Here is a 15,653-nt window from a genome sequence, read left to right as displayed (position 1 = left end):
GTATTCGAATGGCCGAAGCCCGCCCCCCGGAGGGAGCGGGCCCGGCCGTCGAACAGCCGCCTGCGACCCGGACTAGGCCGGGACGCTCGCGATGCCGGGGGCGAGGAACTTCTTGCCGTTCACGCGCTCCGAGACGCCCTCACGGTCCAGGTACGGCGTGATGCCGCCCAGGTGGAAGGGCCAGCCGGCACCGGTGATGAGGCAGAGGTCGATGTCCTGGGCCTCGGCCACGACACCCTCCTCCAGCATCAGGCCGATCTCCTGCGCCACCGCGTCCAGGACCCGGTCCCGGACCTGCTCCTCGGTCAGGACGGAGTCGCCCTGGACCAGGAGCGCGGCGACCTCGGGGTCCAGCTCCGGCTTGCCGGAATCGTAGACGTAGAAGCCGCGCTTGCCGGCCTTGACGACCGCAGCGAGGTTCGGGGAGACGGTGAAGCGCTCCGGGAAGGAGCGGTTCAGGGTCTCGGAGACGTGCAGACCGATCGCCGGGCCCACGAGCTCCAGCAGCACCAGCGGGGACATCGGCAGGCCGAGGGGCTCGATGGCCTTCTCCGCCGTGACGACCGGGGTGCCCTCGTCGATGACGTTCTGGATCTCGCCCATGAAGCGGGTCAGGATGCGGTTCACGACGAACGCCGGGGCGTCCTTGGTGAGGACCGCGGTCTTCTTCAGCTTCTTGGCGACACCGAAGGCCGTGGCCAGCGAGGCGTCGTCCGTCTGCTCACCGCGGACGATCTCCAGCAGCGGGAGGATCGCGACCGGGTTGAAGAAGTGGAAGCCGACCACGCGCTCCGGGTGCTGGAGCTTCGAGGCCATCTCCGACACCGACAGCGAGGAGGTGTTGGTGGCGAGGATCGCGTGCGCCGGGGCGACCGCCTCGACCTCCGCGAACACCTTCTGCTTGACGGACATCTCCTCGAACACGGCCTCGATGATGAAGTCCGCGTCCGCGAAGCCCTCGGCCTTGTCCAGGACACCGGTCACCAGGGCGGTCAGGCGGTTGGCCTTGTCCTGGTTGATGCGGCCCTTGCCGAGCAGCTTCTGGATCTCGGCGTGGACGTAGCCCACGCCCTTGTCCACGCGCTCCTGGTCGATGTCGGTGAGGACCACCGGCACCTCCAGGCGGCGCAGGAAGAGCAGCGCCAGCTGCGAGGCCATCAGGCCCGCGCCGACGACGCCGACCTTGGTGACCGGACGGGCCAGGGACTTGTCCGGGGCACCGGCCGGGCGCTTGGCGCGCTTCTGGACCAGGTTGAAGGCGTAGATGCCCGAGCGCAGCTCGCCGCCCATGATGAGGTCGGCCAGGGCCGTGTCCTCGGCGTCGAAGCCGGCCTGCAGGTCGCCGTCCTTGGCCGCGGCGATGATGTCCAGGGCGCGGTAGGCGGCCGGAGCGGCGCCGTGCACCTTGGAGTCCGCGATGAAGCGGCCCTTGGCGACGGCCGCGTCCCAGGCCTCGCCGCGGTCGATCTCCGCGCGGACGACCTCGGTGGTGCCGTTCAGGACGTTCGCGGTCCACAGGAGCGACTGCTCCAGGAAGTCCGCGCCCTCGAAGATCGCGTCGGCGATGCCGAGCTCGAAGACCTGCTTGCCCTTGAGCTGGCGGTTCTGGTTCAGCGAGTTCTCGATGATGACCGAGACCGCGCGCTCGGCGCCGATCAGGTTCGGCAGGATGGCGCAGCCGCCCCAGCCCGGAACCAGGCCGAGGAAGACCTCGGGCAGCGAGAACGCCGGGATGGCCTTGGAGACGGTGCGGTAGCTGCAGTGCAGACCGACCTCGACGCCGCCGCCCATCGCCGCGCCGTTGTAGTACGCGAAGGTGGGGACCGCCAGCGCGGAGAGGCGCTTGAAGACGTCGTGGCCGCCCTTGCCGATGGCGAGCGCCTCGTCGTGCTTCTTCAGCAGCTCGACGCCCTTGAGGTCGGCGCCGACCGCGAAGATGAACGGCTTGCCGGTGATGCCGGCGCCGACGATGGTGCCGGCGGTGGCCTCCTGCTCGACCTGGTCGATCGCCGCGTTCAGGTTGGCGAGGGACTGCGGGCCGAAGGTGGTCGGCTTGGTGTGGTCGAAGCCGTTGTCCAGCGTGATGAGCGCGAAGCGCCCGGCGCCGAACGGCAGGTCCAGGTGGCGGACGTGCGCGGACGTGACGACCTCGTCCGGGAACAGCTCGGCCGCGCCCTTCAGGAGCTCAGCGGTGGTGCTCACTTGGAGTCTCCCTCGGCGTTGAAGTTCGGGTTCTCCCAGATGACCGTGGCGCCCATGCCGAAGCCGACGCACATGGTGGTCAGGCCGTAGCGGACGTGCGGCTGCTCCTCGAACTGGCGGGCCAGCTGCGTCATCAGGCGCACGCCGGAGGAGGCCAGCGGGTGACCGAAGGCGATGGCGCCGCCGTACTGGTTCACGCGGGTGTCGTCGTCGGCGATGCCGTAGTGCTCCAGGAACGCGAGCACCTGGACCGCGAAGGCCTCGTTGATCTCGAAGAGACCGATGTCGTCGATCGTCAGACCGGCCTGGGCCAGGGCCTTCTCGGTGGCCGGGATCGGGCCGTAGCCCATGACCTCCGGCTCGACACCCGCGAAGGAGTACGAGACGAGGCGCATCTTGACCGGGAGGTTGTTCTCGCGGGCGAAGTCCTCGGACGCGATGATCGCGGCGGTGGCACCGTCGTTGAGACCGGCGGCGTTGCCCGCGGTGACCCGGCCGTGCGTACGGAACGGGGTCTTCAGGCCGGCCAGGTTCTCCAGCGTGGTGCCCGGGCGCATCGGCTCGTCGGTGGTGACCAGGCCCCAGCCCGTCTCGCCCGCGGCCTCGTTGGTGTTGCGCACCGAGATCGGGACCAGGTCCTGCTGGATCTTGCCGTCGGCGTACGCCTTGGCGGCCTTCTCCTGCGAGCGCACGGCGTACTCGTCGGCGCGGAGCTTGGTGATCGTCGGGTACCGGTCGTGCAGGTTCTCGGCGGTCATGCCCATGAACAGGGCGGACTCGTCGACCAGCTTCTCGGAGACGAAGCGCGGGTTCGGGTCGACGCCCTCGCCCATGGGGTGGCGGCCCATGTGCTCGACACCGCCGGCGAGGGCGACGTCGTACGCACCGAAGGCCACACCGCCCGCGACGGCGGTCACGGCGGTCAGCGCGCCGGCGCACATGCGGTCGATGGAGTAGCCCGGGACGGACTGCGGGAGGCCCGCGAGGATGCCGGCCGTGCGGCCCAGCGTCAGGCCCTGGTCGCCGATCTGCGTGGTCGCGGCGATGGCGACCTCGTCGATCTTCTTGGGGTCCAGGTCCGGGTTGCGGCGCAGCAGCTCCCGGATCGCCTTCACGACGAGATCGTCGGCGCGGGTCTCGTTGTAGATGCCCTTCGGGCCCGCCTTGCCGAACGGGGTGCGGACGCCGTCGACGAAGACGACGTCCCTGACGGTACGAGGCACGTTGGCTCTCCTCCAGGTGCGGGATGGCACTGCTGCGCGGGGGCGCGTTCGGCATACGTTGCTGAGCGCCCGCTCACCCGACCATGCTACTTGCGGGTAACCAATGTGCACACCCCCTCCCCGAGGAGCGGCGAAGGTCACACTCGGCCCGCGCCGCCGTGGCGGGCGACGCAAGAGCCCCCGGCCGGGGGCCGGGGGCTCTCGTGCTGCGCGGGAGGGGGTCAGGCCGTGGCCGCCAGGGCCGTGACCAGGACCGGGGTCACCTGCTCGATCTGCCACGGACGGGCGCCGTGCAGGGCCAGGGCCTGGGCCACCGCGTCCGCCTCGGGCCGCTGCGGGGGCTCCCAGCACAGGCGGCGGACCGTGTCCGGGGTGATCAGGTTCTCCTGGGGCAGGTTCAGCCGCTCGGCCAGCGCCGAGACGGCCGTGCGGGCCGCGGCCAGCCGGGCCGCGGCGGCCGGGTCCTTGTCGGCCCAGGAGCGCGGCGGGGGCGGGCCGGCCGGGGTCGCACCCGGCTGCGGCAGCTCGCTCTCGGGCAGCGCCTTCGCCCGGTCCACGGCGGCCATCCACTGGTCGAGCTGGCGGCGGCCCATTCGCTGCCCGTAGCCGGGCAGGGCCGACAGGGTGTGCACGTTGGTGGGCAGGGCCAGCGCGGCCTCGACGATCGCCGCGTCGCCCAGCACCTTGCCCGGCGACACGTCGCGCCGCTGCGCGATCCGGTCCCGGGACTCCCACAGCTCCCGTACGACGGCCATCTGCCGGCGGCGGCGCACCTTGTGCATGCCGGACGTACGGCGCCAGGGGTCCTTGCGGGGCGGGGCCGGGGGAGCGGCGGCGATGGCGTCGAACTCCTGGTGGGCCCACTCCAGCTTGCCCTGCCGGTCCAGCTCCTCCTCCAGGGCGTCGCGCAGGTCCACCAGCAGCTCCACGTCCAGGGCGGCGTAGCGCAGCCACGGCTCGGGCAGCGGGCGGGTGGACCAGTCGACGGCGGAGTGGCCCTTCTCCAGGGCGTAGCCGAGAACGCTCTCGACCATCGCGCCGAGGCCGACCCGCGGGAAGCCGGCGAGCCGGCCCGCCAGCTCGGTGTCGAACAGGGAGGTCGGGACCATGCCTATTTCGCGCAGGCACGGCAGGTCCTGGGTGGCGGCGTGCAGGATCCACTCGGTGCCGGAGAGGGCCTCGCCCAGTGCGGACAGGTCGGGGCAGCCCACCGGGTCGATCAGGGCGGACCCGGCACCCTCGCGGCGCAGCTGCACGAGGTAGGCGCGCTGGCCGTAGCGGTATCCGGAGGCGCGTTCGGCGTCGACGGCCACGGGGCCGGTGCCCGCGGCGAAGGCCGCGACCACTTCGGCGAGGGCGTCCGCGTCGGCGACCACCGGTGGAATCCCCTCGCGGGGCTCCAGCAAAGGAATCGGCACCCCACCGGGCGGAACAACGACGTCGTCCGGGGGGCCGCCCCCGGTGGTGGTGCGCAGGTCTGCTGCGGTCTCTTGGGCGTCGGTCACCGGTCAAGGGTATCCGTGTATACGACGCGCCCGTCGCCGGAACGTTCCGTCGACGGGCGCGATCAGTATGCGGGGTGTTTTCCGGGGGTATCCCGGACGTCTATCCGGGCGCTCCGGCCCGTGCTCAGTGGATGATCCCGGTCCGCAGGGCCACGGCGACCATTCCCGCGCGGTCACCGGTGCCCAGCTTGCGGGCGATGCGGGCGAGGTGGGACTTGACGGTCAGGGCGGACAGGCCCATCGAGACGCCGATGGCCTTGTTGGACTGGCCCTCCGCGACGAGGCGCAGGACCTCGACCTCGCGGCCGGAGAGCTCGCGGTAGCCGCCCGGGTGGCTCGGGGCACCCGGGGGGCGGCGGTGCATACGGGCGGCTGCAGCGCCGATGGGGGCGGCGCCGGGCCGGGTGGGGAGCCCGATGTTGGTTCGCGTACCGGTGACGACGTAGCCCTTCACGCCGCCCGCGAGGGCGTTGCGCACGGCGCCGATGTCGTCGGCGGCGGACAGGGCCAGGCCGTTCGGCCAGCCTGCGGCACGGGTCTCGGAGAGCAGGGTGAGACCGGAACCGTCGGGCAGGTGTACGTCGGCCACGCAGATGTCGCGCGGGCTGCCGACGCGGGGGCGGGCCTCCGCGATGGACGACGCCTCGATCACGTCACGGACTCCGAGGGCCCACAGATGGCGGGTCACGGTGGAACGGACGCGCGGGTCGGCCACGACGACCATGGCCGTCGGCTTGTTCGGGCGGTAGGCGACCAGGCTTGCGGGCTGCTCGAGAAGAACGGACACCTAGGCCTCCTGGGGGAGTGGCGGGACGGCCGGCTCGGGGAAGGGAAGCCGGTGCGAACCGTGCGGATGGTCACTGACTCCTTCGGCACGTCACCCGCCCGGCTTTAGAGAATGATCACGATTTGGTGAGTAACAATTCGGGCAATTCGGACGCACGATCGATCATCGGGTGATCAGAAGCCCGCAACGGAGGCCGGGTTGTGACACTCCGTTGCGGGCTTCGGCCGGGCGTTCCCCGTCCCGGCGGGGCCGTACGGCCCCGTGCCTACGGGTGGTGCGGACCGCGGCGCTGTGGCAGGGAGACCACACCCGTCGCCGTGTCCGTCGGACCCACCGGCGGCAGCCCCGCGATCTGGCAGATCAGTTCGCACCACGCCGACAGGTGCGCCGGGGTGTCCGGCACCCCGCCCACGCCCTCGCGCGGCGTCCAGGAGGCCCTGATCTCGATCTGCGTCGCGGGCCGCCGCTCCGCGAGCCCGCCGAAGTAGTGCGAGCTCGCCATGGTCACCGTCCCGCTCGCCTCGCCGTAGGCCAGCCCGCGTGCCTCCAGGGCCCCCGTCAGCCAGGACCAGCACACCTCGGGCAGCAGCGGGTCCGCGGCCATCTCGGGCTCCAGCTCCGCGCGTACGAGCGTCACCAGCCGGAAGGTCCCGTGCCAGGCGTCGTGCCCGGCCGGATCGTGCAGCAGGATGAGCCGGCCGTCGGCCAGGTCGTCCTCCCCGTCCACCACCGCGGCCTCCAGCGCGTAGGCGTACGGGGCCAGCCGCTGGGGCGGCTTCGTCGGATCGATCTCGACCCCCGGGCGCAGCCGGGCCTTCTTCAATCCTTCGACCGCCCGGCGGAACGGGAGTGGGACGGAGCTCTCCTTCGCACTGTCCGTACCGTCGGCGCCATCTGAAAATCGTCCCTGAGCCGCAGCCATGCGGGGAAGACTAGGCGGTATGTGCGGCCGTACGGCGCAGGGACACCCGTGCCGGGACGGGCACTTCTTCATACGTGCGAAGATTTGGGTCGTGAGCGCCAACGACAGCCCCCAGGGCCAGCCGAGCCAGACGTACGATTCCGCCTTCCTGAAGGCGTGCCGGCGGGAGCCGGTGCCGCACACGCCGGTGTGGTTCATGCGGCAGGCCGGGCGCTCCCTCCCCGAGTACCGCAAGGTCCGCGAGGGCACCGCGATGCTGGAGTCCTGCATGCGGCCCGACCTGGTCACCGAGATCACCATGCAGCCGGTGCGGCGCCACAACGTCGACGCGGCGATCTTCTTCTCCGACATCGTGGTCCCGCTCAAGGCCATCGGCGTCGACCTGGACATCAAGCCGGGCGTCGGCCCGGTCGTCGCCCAGCCGATCCGCCGCCGCGAGGACCTCGCACAGCTGCGCGACCTCACCCCTGAGGACGTCTCGTACGTCACCGAGGCGATCGGCATGCTCACGGGTGAACTGGGCTCCACGCCGTTGATCGGTTTCGCGGGCGCGCCCTTCACCCTCGCGAGCTACCTGGTCGAGGGCGGCCCCTCGAAGAACCACGAGCACACCAAGGCCCTCATGTACGGGGACCCGCAGCTGTGGGCCGACCTGCTCGACCGCCTCGCGGAGATCACCTCCGCCTTCCTCAAGGTCCAGATCGAGGCCGGCGCCTCCGCCGTCCAGCTCTTCGACTCCTGGGTCGGCGCGCTCGCCCCGGCGGACTACCGCCGCTCGGTCATGCCCGCCTCGGCGAAGGTCCTGCAGTCCGTCGCCTCCTACGGGGTCCCGCGCATCCACTTCGGCGTGGGCACCGGCGAGCTCCTCGGCCTGATGGGCGAGGCCGGCGCGGACGTCGTGGGCGTCGACTACCGGGTCGCGCTCGACGAGGCTGCCCGCCGCGTCGGTCCGGGCAAGGCCCTCCAGGGCAACCTGGACCCGGCCGTGCTCTTCTCCACCACGGAGGCGGTCGAGGCCAAGACGGACGAGGTCCTCGCGGCGGCCGCCGGCCTGGAGGGACACGTCTTCAACCTCGGCCACGGAGTCCTGCCGACGACCGACCCCGAGGCGCTGACCCGCCTGGTGGACTACGTCCACACCAAGACGGCCCGCTGAGCGGAAAACCGCACCCGAGCAAGATCGAAACGTCGGTACCGTGCCCTGCATGACATGGCACGGACCGACGTTTCGCATATCCGACGGAGAACACATCGACGGGGCCTGGTGCCTCGTCCGGCGCAGGCACGACCTGCTGGACGAGCACTTCGTCGAGCACCTCTTCGTCTACGCGGACGGCCTGATCACCCGCGGCGGGTACGAGGCGACCGACCTCGCCGGGCTGGAGCGGCTGCTCGCCACGGGGAGGCTCGCCCTGGACCCGCCGCACGCGCGCGAGCGGCACGACGAGCCGCCGAAGCCGCCGAAGCCGCCGCAGCGGTCGAAGTGGGAGACCCGGTACCCCGAGCCGCGGACCGACGAGAGCTTCCTCGCCGAGGTCGCCGACAAGATCTCGGAACTGGCGGGCCGGCCGAGGGCCCGTGACCTGCTGTGGGACGCCCTCGGCGCCTGGTGGCGGGACCCGGCGGAGGCCACCCTGGCATCGCTCCGGGACGCCTACCTCGCCGTCCCCGCCCACATGCGCGTCTACGTCCTCGGCGACATGGACCAGCAGGACCGGCCGCTGCGGATGCTGCTGACCGGCCTCGGGGAGGCCGTGGACGGGGACGGTCCGGTGGCCACCGAGAAGGGGCACGAGTGGGCCCGTGCCTACTTCGCCGGCCTCTTCGAGGGCGAGTCCGCCGCCCTGGAGCGGCAGGCCGTTCTCCACGCCGACGACCCCGAGGGCGCACCGCGGCCCCCCGTCGTCCTGTACGAGGCGGTCCACCCGGGCGGATGGCCGGCCGAGCCCGGTGACTTCGTCCTGCGCAACGACTACGACGCGCCCTTCACGTACGCGGGGCGAACCTGTCCCACCGTGGCGCACGGCTACTGGGCGCTGTCGGCCGCCGACCCGGCCGACCACGATCGGATCCTCGGCGCCGCCGGTGCCCGTGAGGCGCAGGAAGCCGGCGGGCGCGCGGCCCGGCGGGCCGACTGGCCCGGCGTGCGGCTCGCCGTCATGGCCGGGCTGCTGCGGGCCAAATTCGACCAGCATCCCCGCCTCGCCGAGGTCCTGCTCGCCACGGGAGAGGCTCCGATCGTCTACACGGGGTCCTCCGATGCCCGCTTCTGGCGCGACGAGGGCCGCGGGGGCGGCCGCAATTGGATGGGCCGCCTCCTGGAACTGGTCCGCTCGGAACTGCGCGCCGCGGGCACGGTTCAGACGCCCGCCGCGCGGACCGCGGAGACCGCCTTGCGGGCCGCCACCAGGACCGGGTCCCAGACCGGGGAGAACGGCGGCGCGTAGCCGAGGTCGAGGGAGACCACCTGCTCCACCGTCATGCCCGCCGTCAGGGCCACCGCCGCGACGTCCACCCGCTTCGCGGAACCGGCGCCGCCGACGATCTGCACGCCCAGGAGGCGGCCCGTACGCCGTTCCGCCAGCATCTTCACCGTCATCTCCACCGCGCCCGGGTAGTAGCCCGCCGTGTTGGTCGAGGTGATGGTGGCCGTCACGAAGCGCAGGCCCGCCTCCAGGGCGTCCCGCTCGCGCAGCCCCGTACGGGCGATCTCCAGGTCGCAGACCTTGCTGACCGCCGTGCCGACCACCCCCGGGAAGGTGGCGTAGCCGCCGCCCGCCCCGGAGCCGATGACCTGGCCGTGCTTGTTGGCGTGCGTGCCCAGCGGGATGTGCCGGGTGCGGCCCGCGACCAGGTCGAGGACCTCCACGCAGTCGCCGCCCGCCCAGATGTCCTCGTGACCGCGCACGCGCATCGACAGGTCCGTGAGGATCCCGCCCGAGGGGCCGAGCGGCAGGCCGGCGGCGCGGGCCAGCGCCGTGCGCGGCTCCACGCCGATGCCGAGCACGACCACGTCCGCCGGGTACTCCGCGCCGGCGGACGTCGCCACCGCGCGGGCCCGCCCCTCCTCGTCGGTGAGGATCTTGGTGACCTCGGCGCCCGCCACCGTGACGATCCCCATGCGGTTCATCGCGGTGTGCACCAGACCGCCCATGTCGGGGTCCAGCGTGGCCATCGGCTGCTCGCCCCGGTGCAGGACGGTCACCTCGTAGCCCCGCAGCACCAGGGCCTCGGCCATCTCCACGCCGATGTAGCCCGCGCCGACGACCACCGCCCGCCGGCCCCGCGTGCGCTCCAGCGAGTCCATGAGCCGCTGGCCGTCCTCCAGGGTCTGCACGCCGTGCACCCCGTGCGCGCCGATGCCGGGCAGCCGCGGGCGCACCGGCCGGGCGCCGGTGGCCAGGACGAGCTTGTCGTAGGGCGTCCAGTATTCGGATCCGCCGTCCAGATCGCGGGCGCGGACCCGCGACCCGGCCGGATCGATCTCCACCACCTCCGTGCGCGTGCGCAGGTCGATGTCCCGCGCCCGGTGCTCCTCGGGCGTGCGGGCGACCAGGTCGTCGCGCTCGGGGACCAGGCCGCCCACCCAGTACGGGATGCCGCACGCCGAGTACGAGGTGAAGCGGCCGCGCTCGAAGGCGACGATCTCCAGCTCCCGCGGACCCTTCAGCCTGCGGGCCTGCGACGCGGCGGACATCCCCGCCGCGTCGCCCCCGACCACCACAAGTCGTTCCGTCGCCATCACCCGTACCGCCCCTTCACCGCCGTCGAATGGTGAACACGCTACGGGCGAACGCGCGTTCAGTCCCGCACGTCGGCCCCGGCGTCCCCGGCCGGGGCGGCGGCAGCGGCTCCGGCCTGCTGCGCCTTCCGGGCCGCCGGCACCGGCACCCGCTTCGGGGTCAGGCCCGTCTTCGGCCGCGCCGGCCGCCACCGCCGGTACAGCCGGACCAGCAGTACCACCACCGCGGCCGTCAGCAGGAACGGCAGCAGCGCCCCGAGCGCCACCAGCAGGTAGCGCAGGATCTTCGTGAAGACCTCCCAGCCGCTGCTCAGCGCACCGAGGAAGGTGGGCTCCTTCTTCTTCGCCTCCTCCGCCGCGGGGGCCGGTTCGGAGACCTCCAGCGTGATCGTGCCCATCGAGGTCTGGTCCTTCAGCGCCGTCTGCTGCGCCAGCAGCGACTCCAGGTCCGACTGACGCCGGCTCAGCTCGCCCTCCAGCATCACCACCTCGCTCAGCGCCGAGGCCTTGCCCATCATCTCCCGCACCCGGGCCACGCTCGCCTGCTGCGAGGAGACCCGGCTGTTGATGTCGGCGACTTTCTCGGTGACGTCCTGCGCGTCGACCTTGCGGTGCAGCAGCTTCCCGCTGCCCTCCATCGCGCCGAGCACCGCGTCGTAGCGATCGCCGGGCACCCTCAGGATCACCGTCGAGGTCATCCGGCCGCTCTCGCCGCGCTTGGTCGACTCGCTGCCGACGTAGCCGCCCGCCCCGTCGGCCGCGCTGCGGGCGGCCGCCAGGGTCTTCTGGACCTCGGCCGTCTCGATGCCGAGCGTCGCCGTACGGATCACGTTCGGGCGGACCGCGACCGGCGCCCCGTCGTTCTTGGCGGCCGCCCCCGCCGACCCCGCCGGTGCCGGGGCCGCCGCGGCGCCCGCCGCTCCCTCCGGGGCCTTCCCGTCCGCCGCGGGCGGCGCCACCGCCGCCTTGTCGGCCGCCGCGCCCTGTCCGTCCGCGCCGCAGCCGGTGAGCGCGAGCACCCCCACGAGGGAGAGGGCGGCCAGGGCCGCGGCGGAACGCTGTCTGCTGATGCTGTGCATCGCTGTGAAACCCCCCAAGATCGGCTGGTGTTGCCGTTTCGACGTACGCAGGCCCGTCGCGGGTTGCGCACGCCCGGTTCCGAGCCGGTCCCGATGCGGTCACGGTCCGGCCTCGGTGATCGGTCTGAGACGATGTGTCCATGCACGAAGCGGACATGCGTACGGACCGGCCGGGGAGCCCCACCCGGCCCGCCGGCTCCCCGGGCCACGTCGTGGTCGTCGGCGGCGGCATCGCGGGCCTCGCGGCGGCCCACCGGCTGCTCGCCGAAGGCGCCCGCGTCACCCTGCTGGAAGCCGGACCGCGGCTCGGCGGAAAGCTGTACTCCGGCGAACTCGCCGGCGCCCCCGTGGACCTCGGAGCCGAGTCCATGCTCGCCCGCCGCCCCGAGGCCGTCGCCCTCGCCGAGGCCGTGGGCCTCGCCGACGCCGTGCAGCCGCCCGCCACCGCCACCGCCCACCTGTGGACCCGGGGCGCGCTGCGGCCGATGCCGCGCGGCCACGTCATGGGCGTCCCCGGCGACCTCGGACCGCTCGCGGCCTCCGGGGTCCTCTCCGCCGAGGGCCTGGCCCGCATCGAGGCCGAGCGGACGCTGCCGCCCGCCGAGATCGGCGAGGACGTCGCCGTCGGGGAGTACGTGGCCGCCCGCCTCGGCCGCGAGGTCGTCGACCGGCTGGTGGAACCGCTGCTCGGCGGGGTCTACGCGGGCGACGCCTACCGCATCTCCATGCGCGCCGCCGTGCCCCAGCTCTTCGAGGCCGCGCGCACCCACGCCCTGCTGGGCGACGGCGTACGGGAACTGCAGCGCAGGGCGCAGAGCGCGCCCCAGCAGGCCGGACCGGTCTTCGCCGGCATCGACGGGGGCATCGGACGCCTCCCGCTCGCCGTGGCCGAGGCCTGCCGCACGGCCGGTGCGCGGATCGTCACCGGCGCCCCCGTGCGCGAGGTCCTCCGTACGGCCGGGGGCTGGCGGGTCGTGGCCGCCGCGGAGACCTTCGAGGCCGACGGCGTCGTCCTCGCCGTCCCGGCCGGTCCCGCCGCCCGGCTGCTGGACGCCCTCGCGCCGGCCGCCGCGGCCGAACTGGACCGGGTCGAATACGCCTCCATGGCGCTGGTCACCATGGCCTTCCGGCGCCGCGACCTGCCGGCGGCCGTCACCGGCGGCGGCGCCAGCGGCTTCCTCGTACCGCCCGTCGACGGCCGGACCATCAAGGCGTCCACCTTCTCCAGCAACAAGTGGGCCTGGGCCGGGCGCGACCCCGACCTCTTCCTGCTGCGGACCTCCGTCGGCCGGTACGCCGACGAGCGCGACCTGCAGCGCGAGGACGGCGAACTCGTCGAGGTGTCCCTCACCGACCTCGGCGAGGCCGTGGGACTCGCGGCCCGGCCGGTCGCCTCCACCGTCACCCGCTGGGACGGCGGCCTGCCGCAGTACCCGGTCGGCCACCTCGACCGGGTGGCCCGGATCCGCGGCACCGTCGAGGCCCTGCCCGGCCTCGCCGTGTGCGGCGCGCTCTACGACGGGGTGGGCATTCCGGCCTGCGTCGCGAGCGCCGGCCGGGCCGCGGACGCGGTGCTCGCCTCGCTCGGTGCGCCTACGGCACCCCTGGCTCCGACCACTGATCAGCGCACGGGACAATAGGCACATGACTGCACCAGAGAAGATTCCCAACGCGGGGAAGAAGGCGAAGGACCTCAACGAGGTCATCCGCTACACCCTGTGGTCCGTCTTCAAGCTGAAGGACGTCCTGCCGGAGGACCGCGCCGGTTTCGCCGACGAGGTCCAGGAGCTGTTCGACCAGCTGGCCGCCAAGGACATCACCGTCCGCGGCACCTATGACGTCTCCGGCCTGCGTGCCGACGCCGACATCATGATCTGGTGGCACGCGGAGACCGCGGACGAGCTGCAGACCGCGTACAACCTGTTCCGCCGCACCAAGCTGGGCCGCGCTCTGGAGCCGGTGTGGTCGAACATGGCCCTGCACCGCCCGGCCGAGTTCAACAAGTCGCACATCCCGGCCTTCCTGGCCGACGAGGTCGCCCGCGACTACGTCAGCGTCTACCCCTTCGTCCGCAGCTACGACTGGTACCTGCTGCCCGACGAGGACCGCCGCCGCATGCTCGCCGACCACGGCAAGATGGCCCGCGGCTACCCCGACGTGCGCGCCAACACCGTCGCCTCCTTCTCGCTGGGCGACTACGAGTGGCTGCTGGCCTTCGAGGCGGACGAGCTCTACCGCATCGTCGACCTCATGCGTCACCTGCGTGCCTCCGAGGCCCGTATGCACGTCCGTGAAGAGGTGCCCTTCTACACCGGGCGCCGCAAGTCCGTCGCCGACCTGGTGGCCGGGCTCGCCTGATACCTCCCCTGGGGGGAAGGACCGGAGGACGACCACACCGTCAGGTGAGTGCCTCCGGTGGATCGGGAGGCACAGCCCCCGAAACGACGCAGCCGGAGACCCCGCCCGGAAGTTCAGACGACCGGCGGCAGCAGCGCCCTGCGGGCGCCCGCCGCCCCGTCGTCCAGCGACACCGGTGCGGGCTCCGGATGCGGCGCGCATCCCACGCGCCACCCCGGGGTGGCGCCCGTCAGCAGATACCGCTCCACGTGCCGGTCCACGCAGCCGTTGCGTCCGCCGACCACGCCGTGGGAGCCGGCCACCGTCTCCGTCACCAGTGACGCCCCGGTGCCGAGCCGCCGCTGCAGTTCCAGCGCGCCCGCGTACGGGGTCGCGCCGTCCCGTTCCGCCGCCACCACGAGGGTCCGCGGCAGCCGCTCCGGCTGGGACCCGACCGCCACGGGCGTGCGCCGCCCGGCTGCCGGCCAGGACGCGCACGGCAGGTTGAGGAAGGCGTTGGCCCAGGTCTCGAAGGGTGCCGTGCGGGCCAGTTCGGTGTTGTCGCGGTCCCAGGTCTCCCAGTCGGCGGGCCAGGGGGCGTCGTTGCACAGCACCGCCGTGTAGACGGCCGTCGCGTTCTCCGCCTCGGCCGCCGACGCCGGGTCGGGCGCGGCCTGGGCGGCCAGCAGCGAGGGGTCGCCGCGCAGGAACGCGGCCAGGGCCGCCGCCCGGTCCGGCCAGACGTCGTCGTAGTAGGCGGCCTGGAGGAAGGCGGCCCGCAGCTCCCCGGTCCCGACGGTCCCGCCGGCCGGGGTACGGGCCACCGCGTCCCGGACCCGCTCGTAGCCGGCCTGCACGGCCGCCGGGGTGGTGCCGAGCCCGTACGTGTCGTGGTGGCGGGCCACCCAGGCGCGGAAGTCGTGCCAGCGGCCCTCGAACCCGCGTGCCTGGTCGAGGTTGTTGCGGTACCAGACCCGGCGCGGGTCGGGATCGACCGCTGAGTCGAGGACCATCCGGCGGACGTGGCCCGGGTACAGGGTGGCGTAGACGGCACCCAGGTAGGTGCCGTACGAGGCGCCCATGAAGGTCAGCTCGTCCTCGCCGAGCGCGGCGCGCAGCACGTGCAGGTCGCGGGCGTTGTTCAGGGTGGTGTAGTACGGCAGGGCGGCGCCGGCCCGGCGCGCGCAGCCGTTCGCGTACTCCCGGGCCTGCGCGCGCCGTTCCGCCTTGTACGCGGGGGAGGGGCGGACCGGCTCCTGCACGGGGCCCTGCGGGCGCGCCGCCGGGTCCGCGCAGGACAGCGGGGCGGAGCGCCCGACCCCGCGCGGGGCGTAGCCGACGAGGTCGTAGGCGGCGGCGATCCGCTCCCAGCCGGGGAGGCCGGCGACGAGTGGGAAGGACATCCCGGAGGCTCCGGGGCCGCCGGGGTTCTGGACGAGCGCGCCCTGGCGGGCGGCGCCGCCGGCCCCGGTGGCGGCGGCACGGCTGACGGTCAGGGAGAGCTGCGGGCCGTCCGGACGGGCGTAGTCGAGCGGAACGCGCAGGGTGGCGCACCGGACGCGGGACGGCAGGTCCTCCACGGCGGGGCAGGCCCGGAAGTCGAGACCGGAGGCGCCGCCGCCCCGGGAGGCGGCGGCGAGGGCCGCCCGGCGGGCGACGAGCGCGGCTCCCGCGCTCTCGGCGGCGTCGGCTTCGTCGGCGGTGTCGGCGGTGTCGGCGGTGTCGGCCGTGCTGGGGGTGCGCGGGACGGGTGCGGCCACGGCGGTGGGCGCGCACAGGGCGAGGAAGAGCGCGGCCACGACGGGGCCACGGCGGGCGGTTCTCGTTCGCATGGCACCCCTGCCTCTCATCCGATG

The 15,653-nt window shown here is 73.4% G+C and carries 12 protein-coding genes; 4 read left to right on the top strand and 8 right to left on the bottom strand.

Annotated features, from left to right (window positions below; genetic code table 11):
* Window positions 1-72: 72 nt before the first annotated feature.
* From AB0O53_RS17450 to AB0O53_RS17430, 5 genes are all read right to left on the bottom strand, one after another.
* Window positions 73-2,202 (bottom strand): 3-hydroxyacyl-CoA dehydrogenase NAD-binding domain-containing protein, encoded by a 2,130-nt coding sequence (locus tag AB0O53_RS17450; protein WP_350993907.1) that lies wholly within the window; start codon window positions 2,200-2,202, stop codon window positions 73-75.
* On the bottom strand, window positions 2,199-3,425 hold the full coding sequence (locus AB0O53_RS17445; protein ID WP_365196464.1) for a thiolase family protein: 1,227 nt from the start codon (window positions 3,423-3,425) through the stop codon (window positions 2,199-2,201). The genes AB0O53_RS17450 and AB0O53_RS17445 overlap by 4 nt, the downstream gene beginning before the upstream one ends.
* Window positions 3,426-3,646: 221 nt before the next feature.
* Window positions 3,647-4,930, bottom strand: a complete 1,284-nt coding sequence (locus AB0O53_RS17440) for an HRDC domain-containing protein (RefSeq protein WP_350993903.1) — start codon at window positions 4,928-4,930, stop codon at window positions 3,647-3,649.
* 124 nt (window positions 4,931-5,054) lie between these two features.
* A complete protein-coding gene (locus AB0O53_RS17435) occupies window positions 5,055-5,717 on the bottom strand; it encodes a helix-turn-helix transcriptional regulator (RefSeq protein WP_007267191.1) in 663 nt (220 codons plus the stop codon).
* A gap of 265 nt (window positions 5,718-5,982) precedes the next feature.
* Window positions 5,983-6,639 carry a DUF3000 domain-containing protein gene (locus tag AB0O53_RS17430; protein ID WP_030651584.1) on the bottom strand — a complete coding sequence of 219 codons (657 nt, stop codon included), beginning with the start codon at window positions 6,637-6,639 and terminating at the stop codon, window positions 5,983-5,985.
* Window positions 6,640-6,730: 91 nt separating this feature from the next.
* On the opposite strand from AB0O53_RS17430, the gene hemE reads away from it, so the two are divergent.
* Both hemE and AB0O53_RS17420 read left to right on the top strand, forming a co-directional pair.
* Complete coding sequence (gene hemE / locus AB0O53_RS17425; protein ID WP_350993901.1) at window positions 6,731-7,795, top strand: uroporphyrinogen decarboxylase; 1,065 nt, start codon at window positions 6,731-6,733, stop codon at window positions 7,793-7,795.
* Between the two features lie 49 nt (window positions 7,796-7,844).
* Window positions 7,845-9,086: a DUF7639 domain-containing protein gene (locus tag AB0O53_RS17420; RefSeq protein ID WP_365196460.1), complete on the top strand. Its 1,242-nt coding sequence runs from the start codon at window positions 7,845-7,847 to the stop codon at window positions 9,084-9,086.
* Here AB0O53_RS17420 and AB0O53_RS17415 read toward each other — a convergent pair.
* Together AB0O53_RS17415 and AB0O53_RS17410 are read right to left on the bottom strand one after the other, a co-directional pair.
* The gene (locus AB0O53_RS17415; protein WP_350993898.1) at window positions 8,999-10,381 is read right to left on the bottom strand and encodes an FAD-dependent oxidoreductase; all 1,383 of its coding nucleotides are present in this window, start codon (window positions 10,379-10,381) and stop codon (window positions 8,999-9,001) included. The two genes, AB0O53_RS17420 and AB0O53_RS17415, sit on opposite strands and share 88 nt — an antisense overlap.
* 59 nt (window positions 10,382-10,440) lie before the next feature.
* A complete protein-coding gene (locus tag AB0O53_RS17410) occupies window positions 10,441-11,460 on the bottom strand; it encodes a DUF4349 domain-containing protein (RefSeq protein ID WP_365196458.1) in 1,020 nt (339 codons plus the stop codon).
* Between the two features lie 140 nt (window positions 11,461-11,600).
* On the opposite strand from AB0O53_RS17410, the gene hemG reads away from it, so the two are divergent.
* The gene (gene hemG / locus AB0O53_RS17405; RefSeq protein ID WP_403140669.1) at window positions 11,601-13,100 is read left to right on the top strand and encodes a protoporphyrinogen oxidase; all 1,500 of its coding nucleotides are present in this window, start codon (window positions 11,601-11,603) and stop codon (window positions 13,098-13,100) included.
* Between the two features lie 4 nt (window positions 13,101-13,104).
* A complete protein-coding gene (gene hemQ, locus AB0O53_RS17400) occupies window positions 13,105-13,818 on the top strand; it encodes a hydrogen peroxide-dependent heme synthase (protein ID WP_030651599.1) in 714 nt (237 codons plus the stop codon).
* A 113-nt stretch (window positions 13,819-13,931) separates the two neighbouring features.
* Here the strand turns inward: hemQ and AB0O53_RS17395 are convergent, their stop codons facing one another.
* Window positions 13,932-15,629 carry an alpha/beta hydrolase gene (locus tag AB0O53_RS17395; RefSeq protein WP_365196456.1) on the bottom strand — a complete coding sequence of 566 codons (1,698 nt, stop codon included), beginning with the start codon at window positions 15,627-15,629 and terminating at the stop codon, window positions 13,932-13,934.
* Between the last annotated feature and the right edge of the window lie 24 nt (window positions 15,630-15,653).

Source organism: Streptomyces erythrochromogenes (assembly GCF_040684695.1).
In the GTDB taxonomy this organism is placed as follows: domain Bacteria; phylum Actinomycetota; class Actinomycetes; order Streptomycetales; family Streptomycetaceae; genus Streptomyces; species Streptomyces erythrochromogenes_C.
The sequence above is the reverse complement of the archived record's forward strand: the minus strand, read 5'-3'. Positions and strand labels throughout refer to the sequence as shown.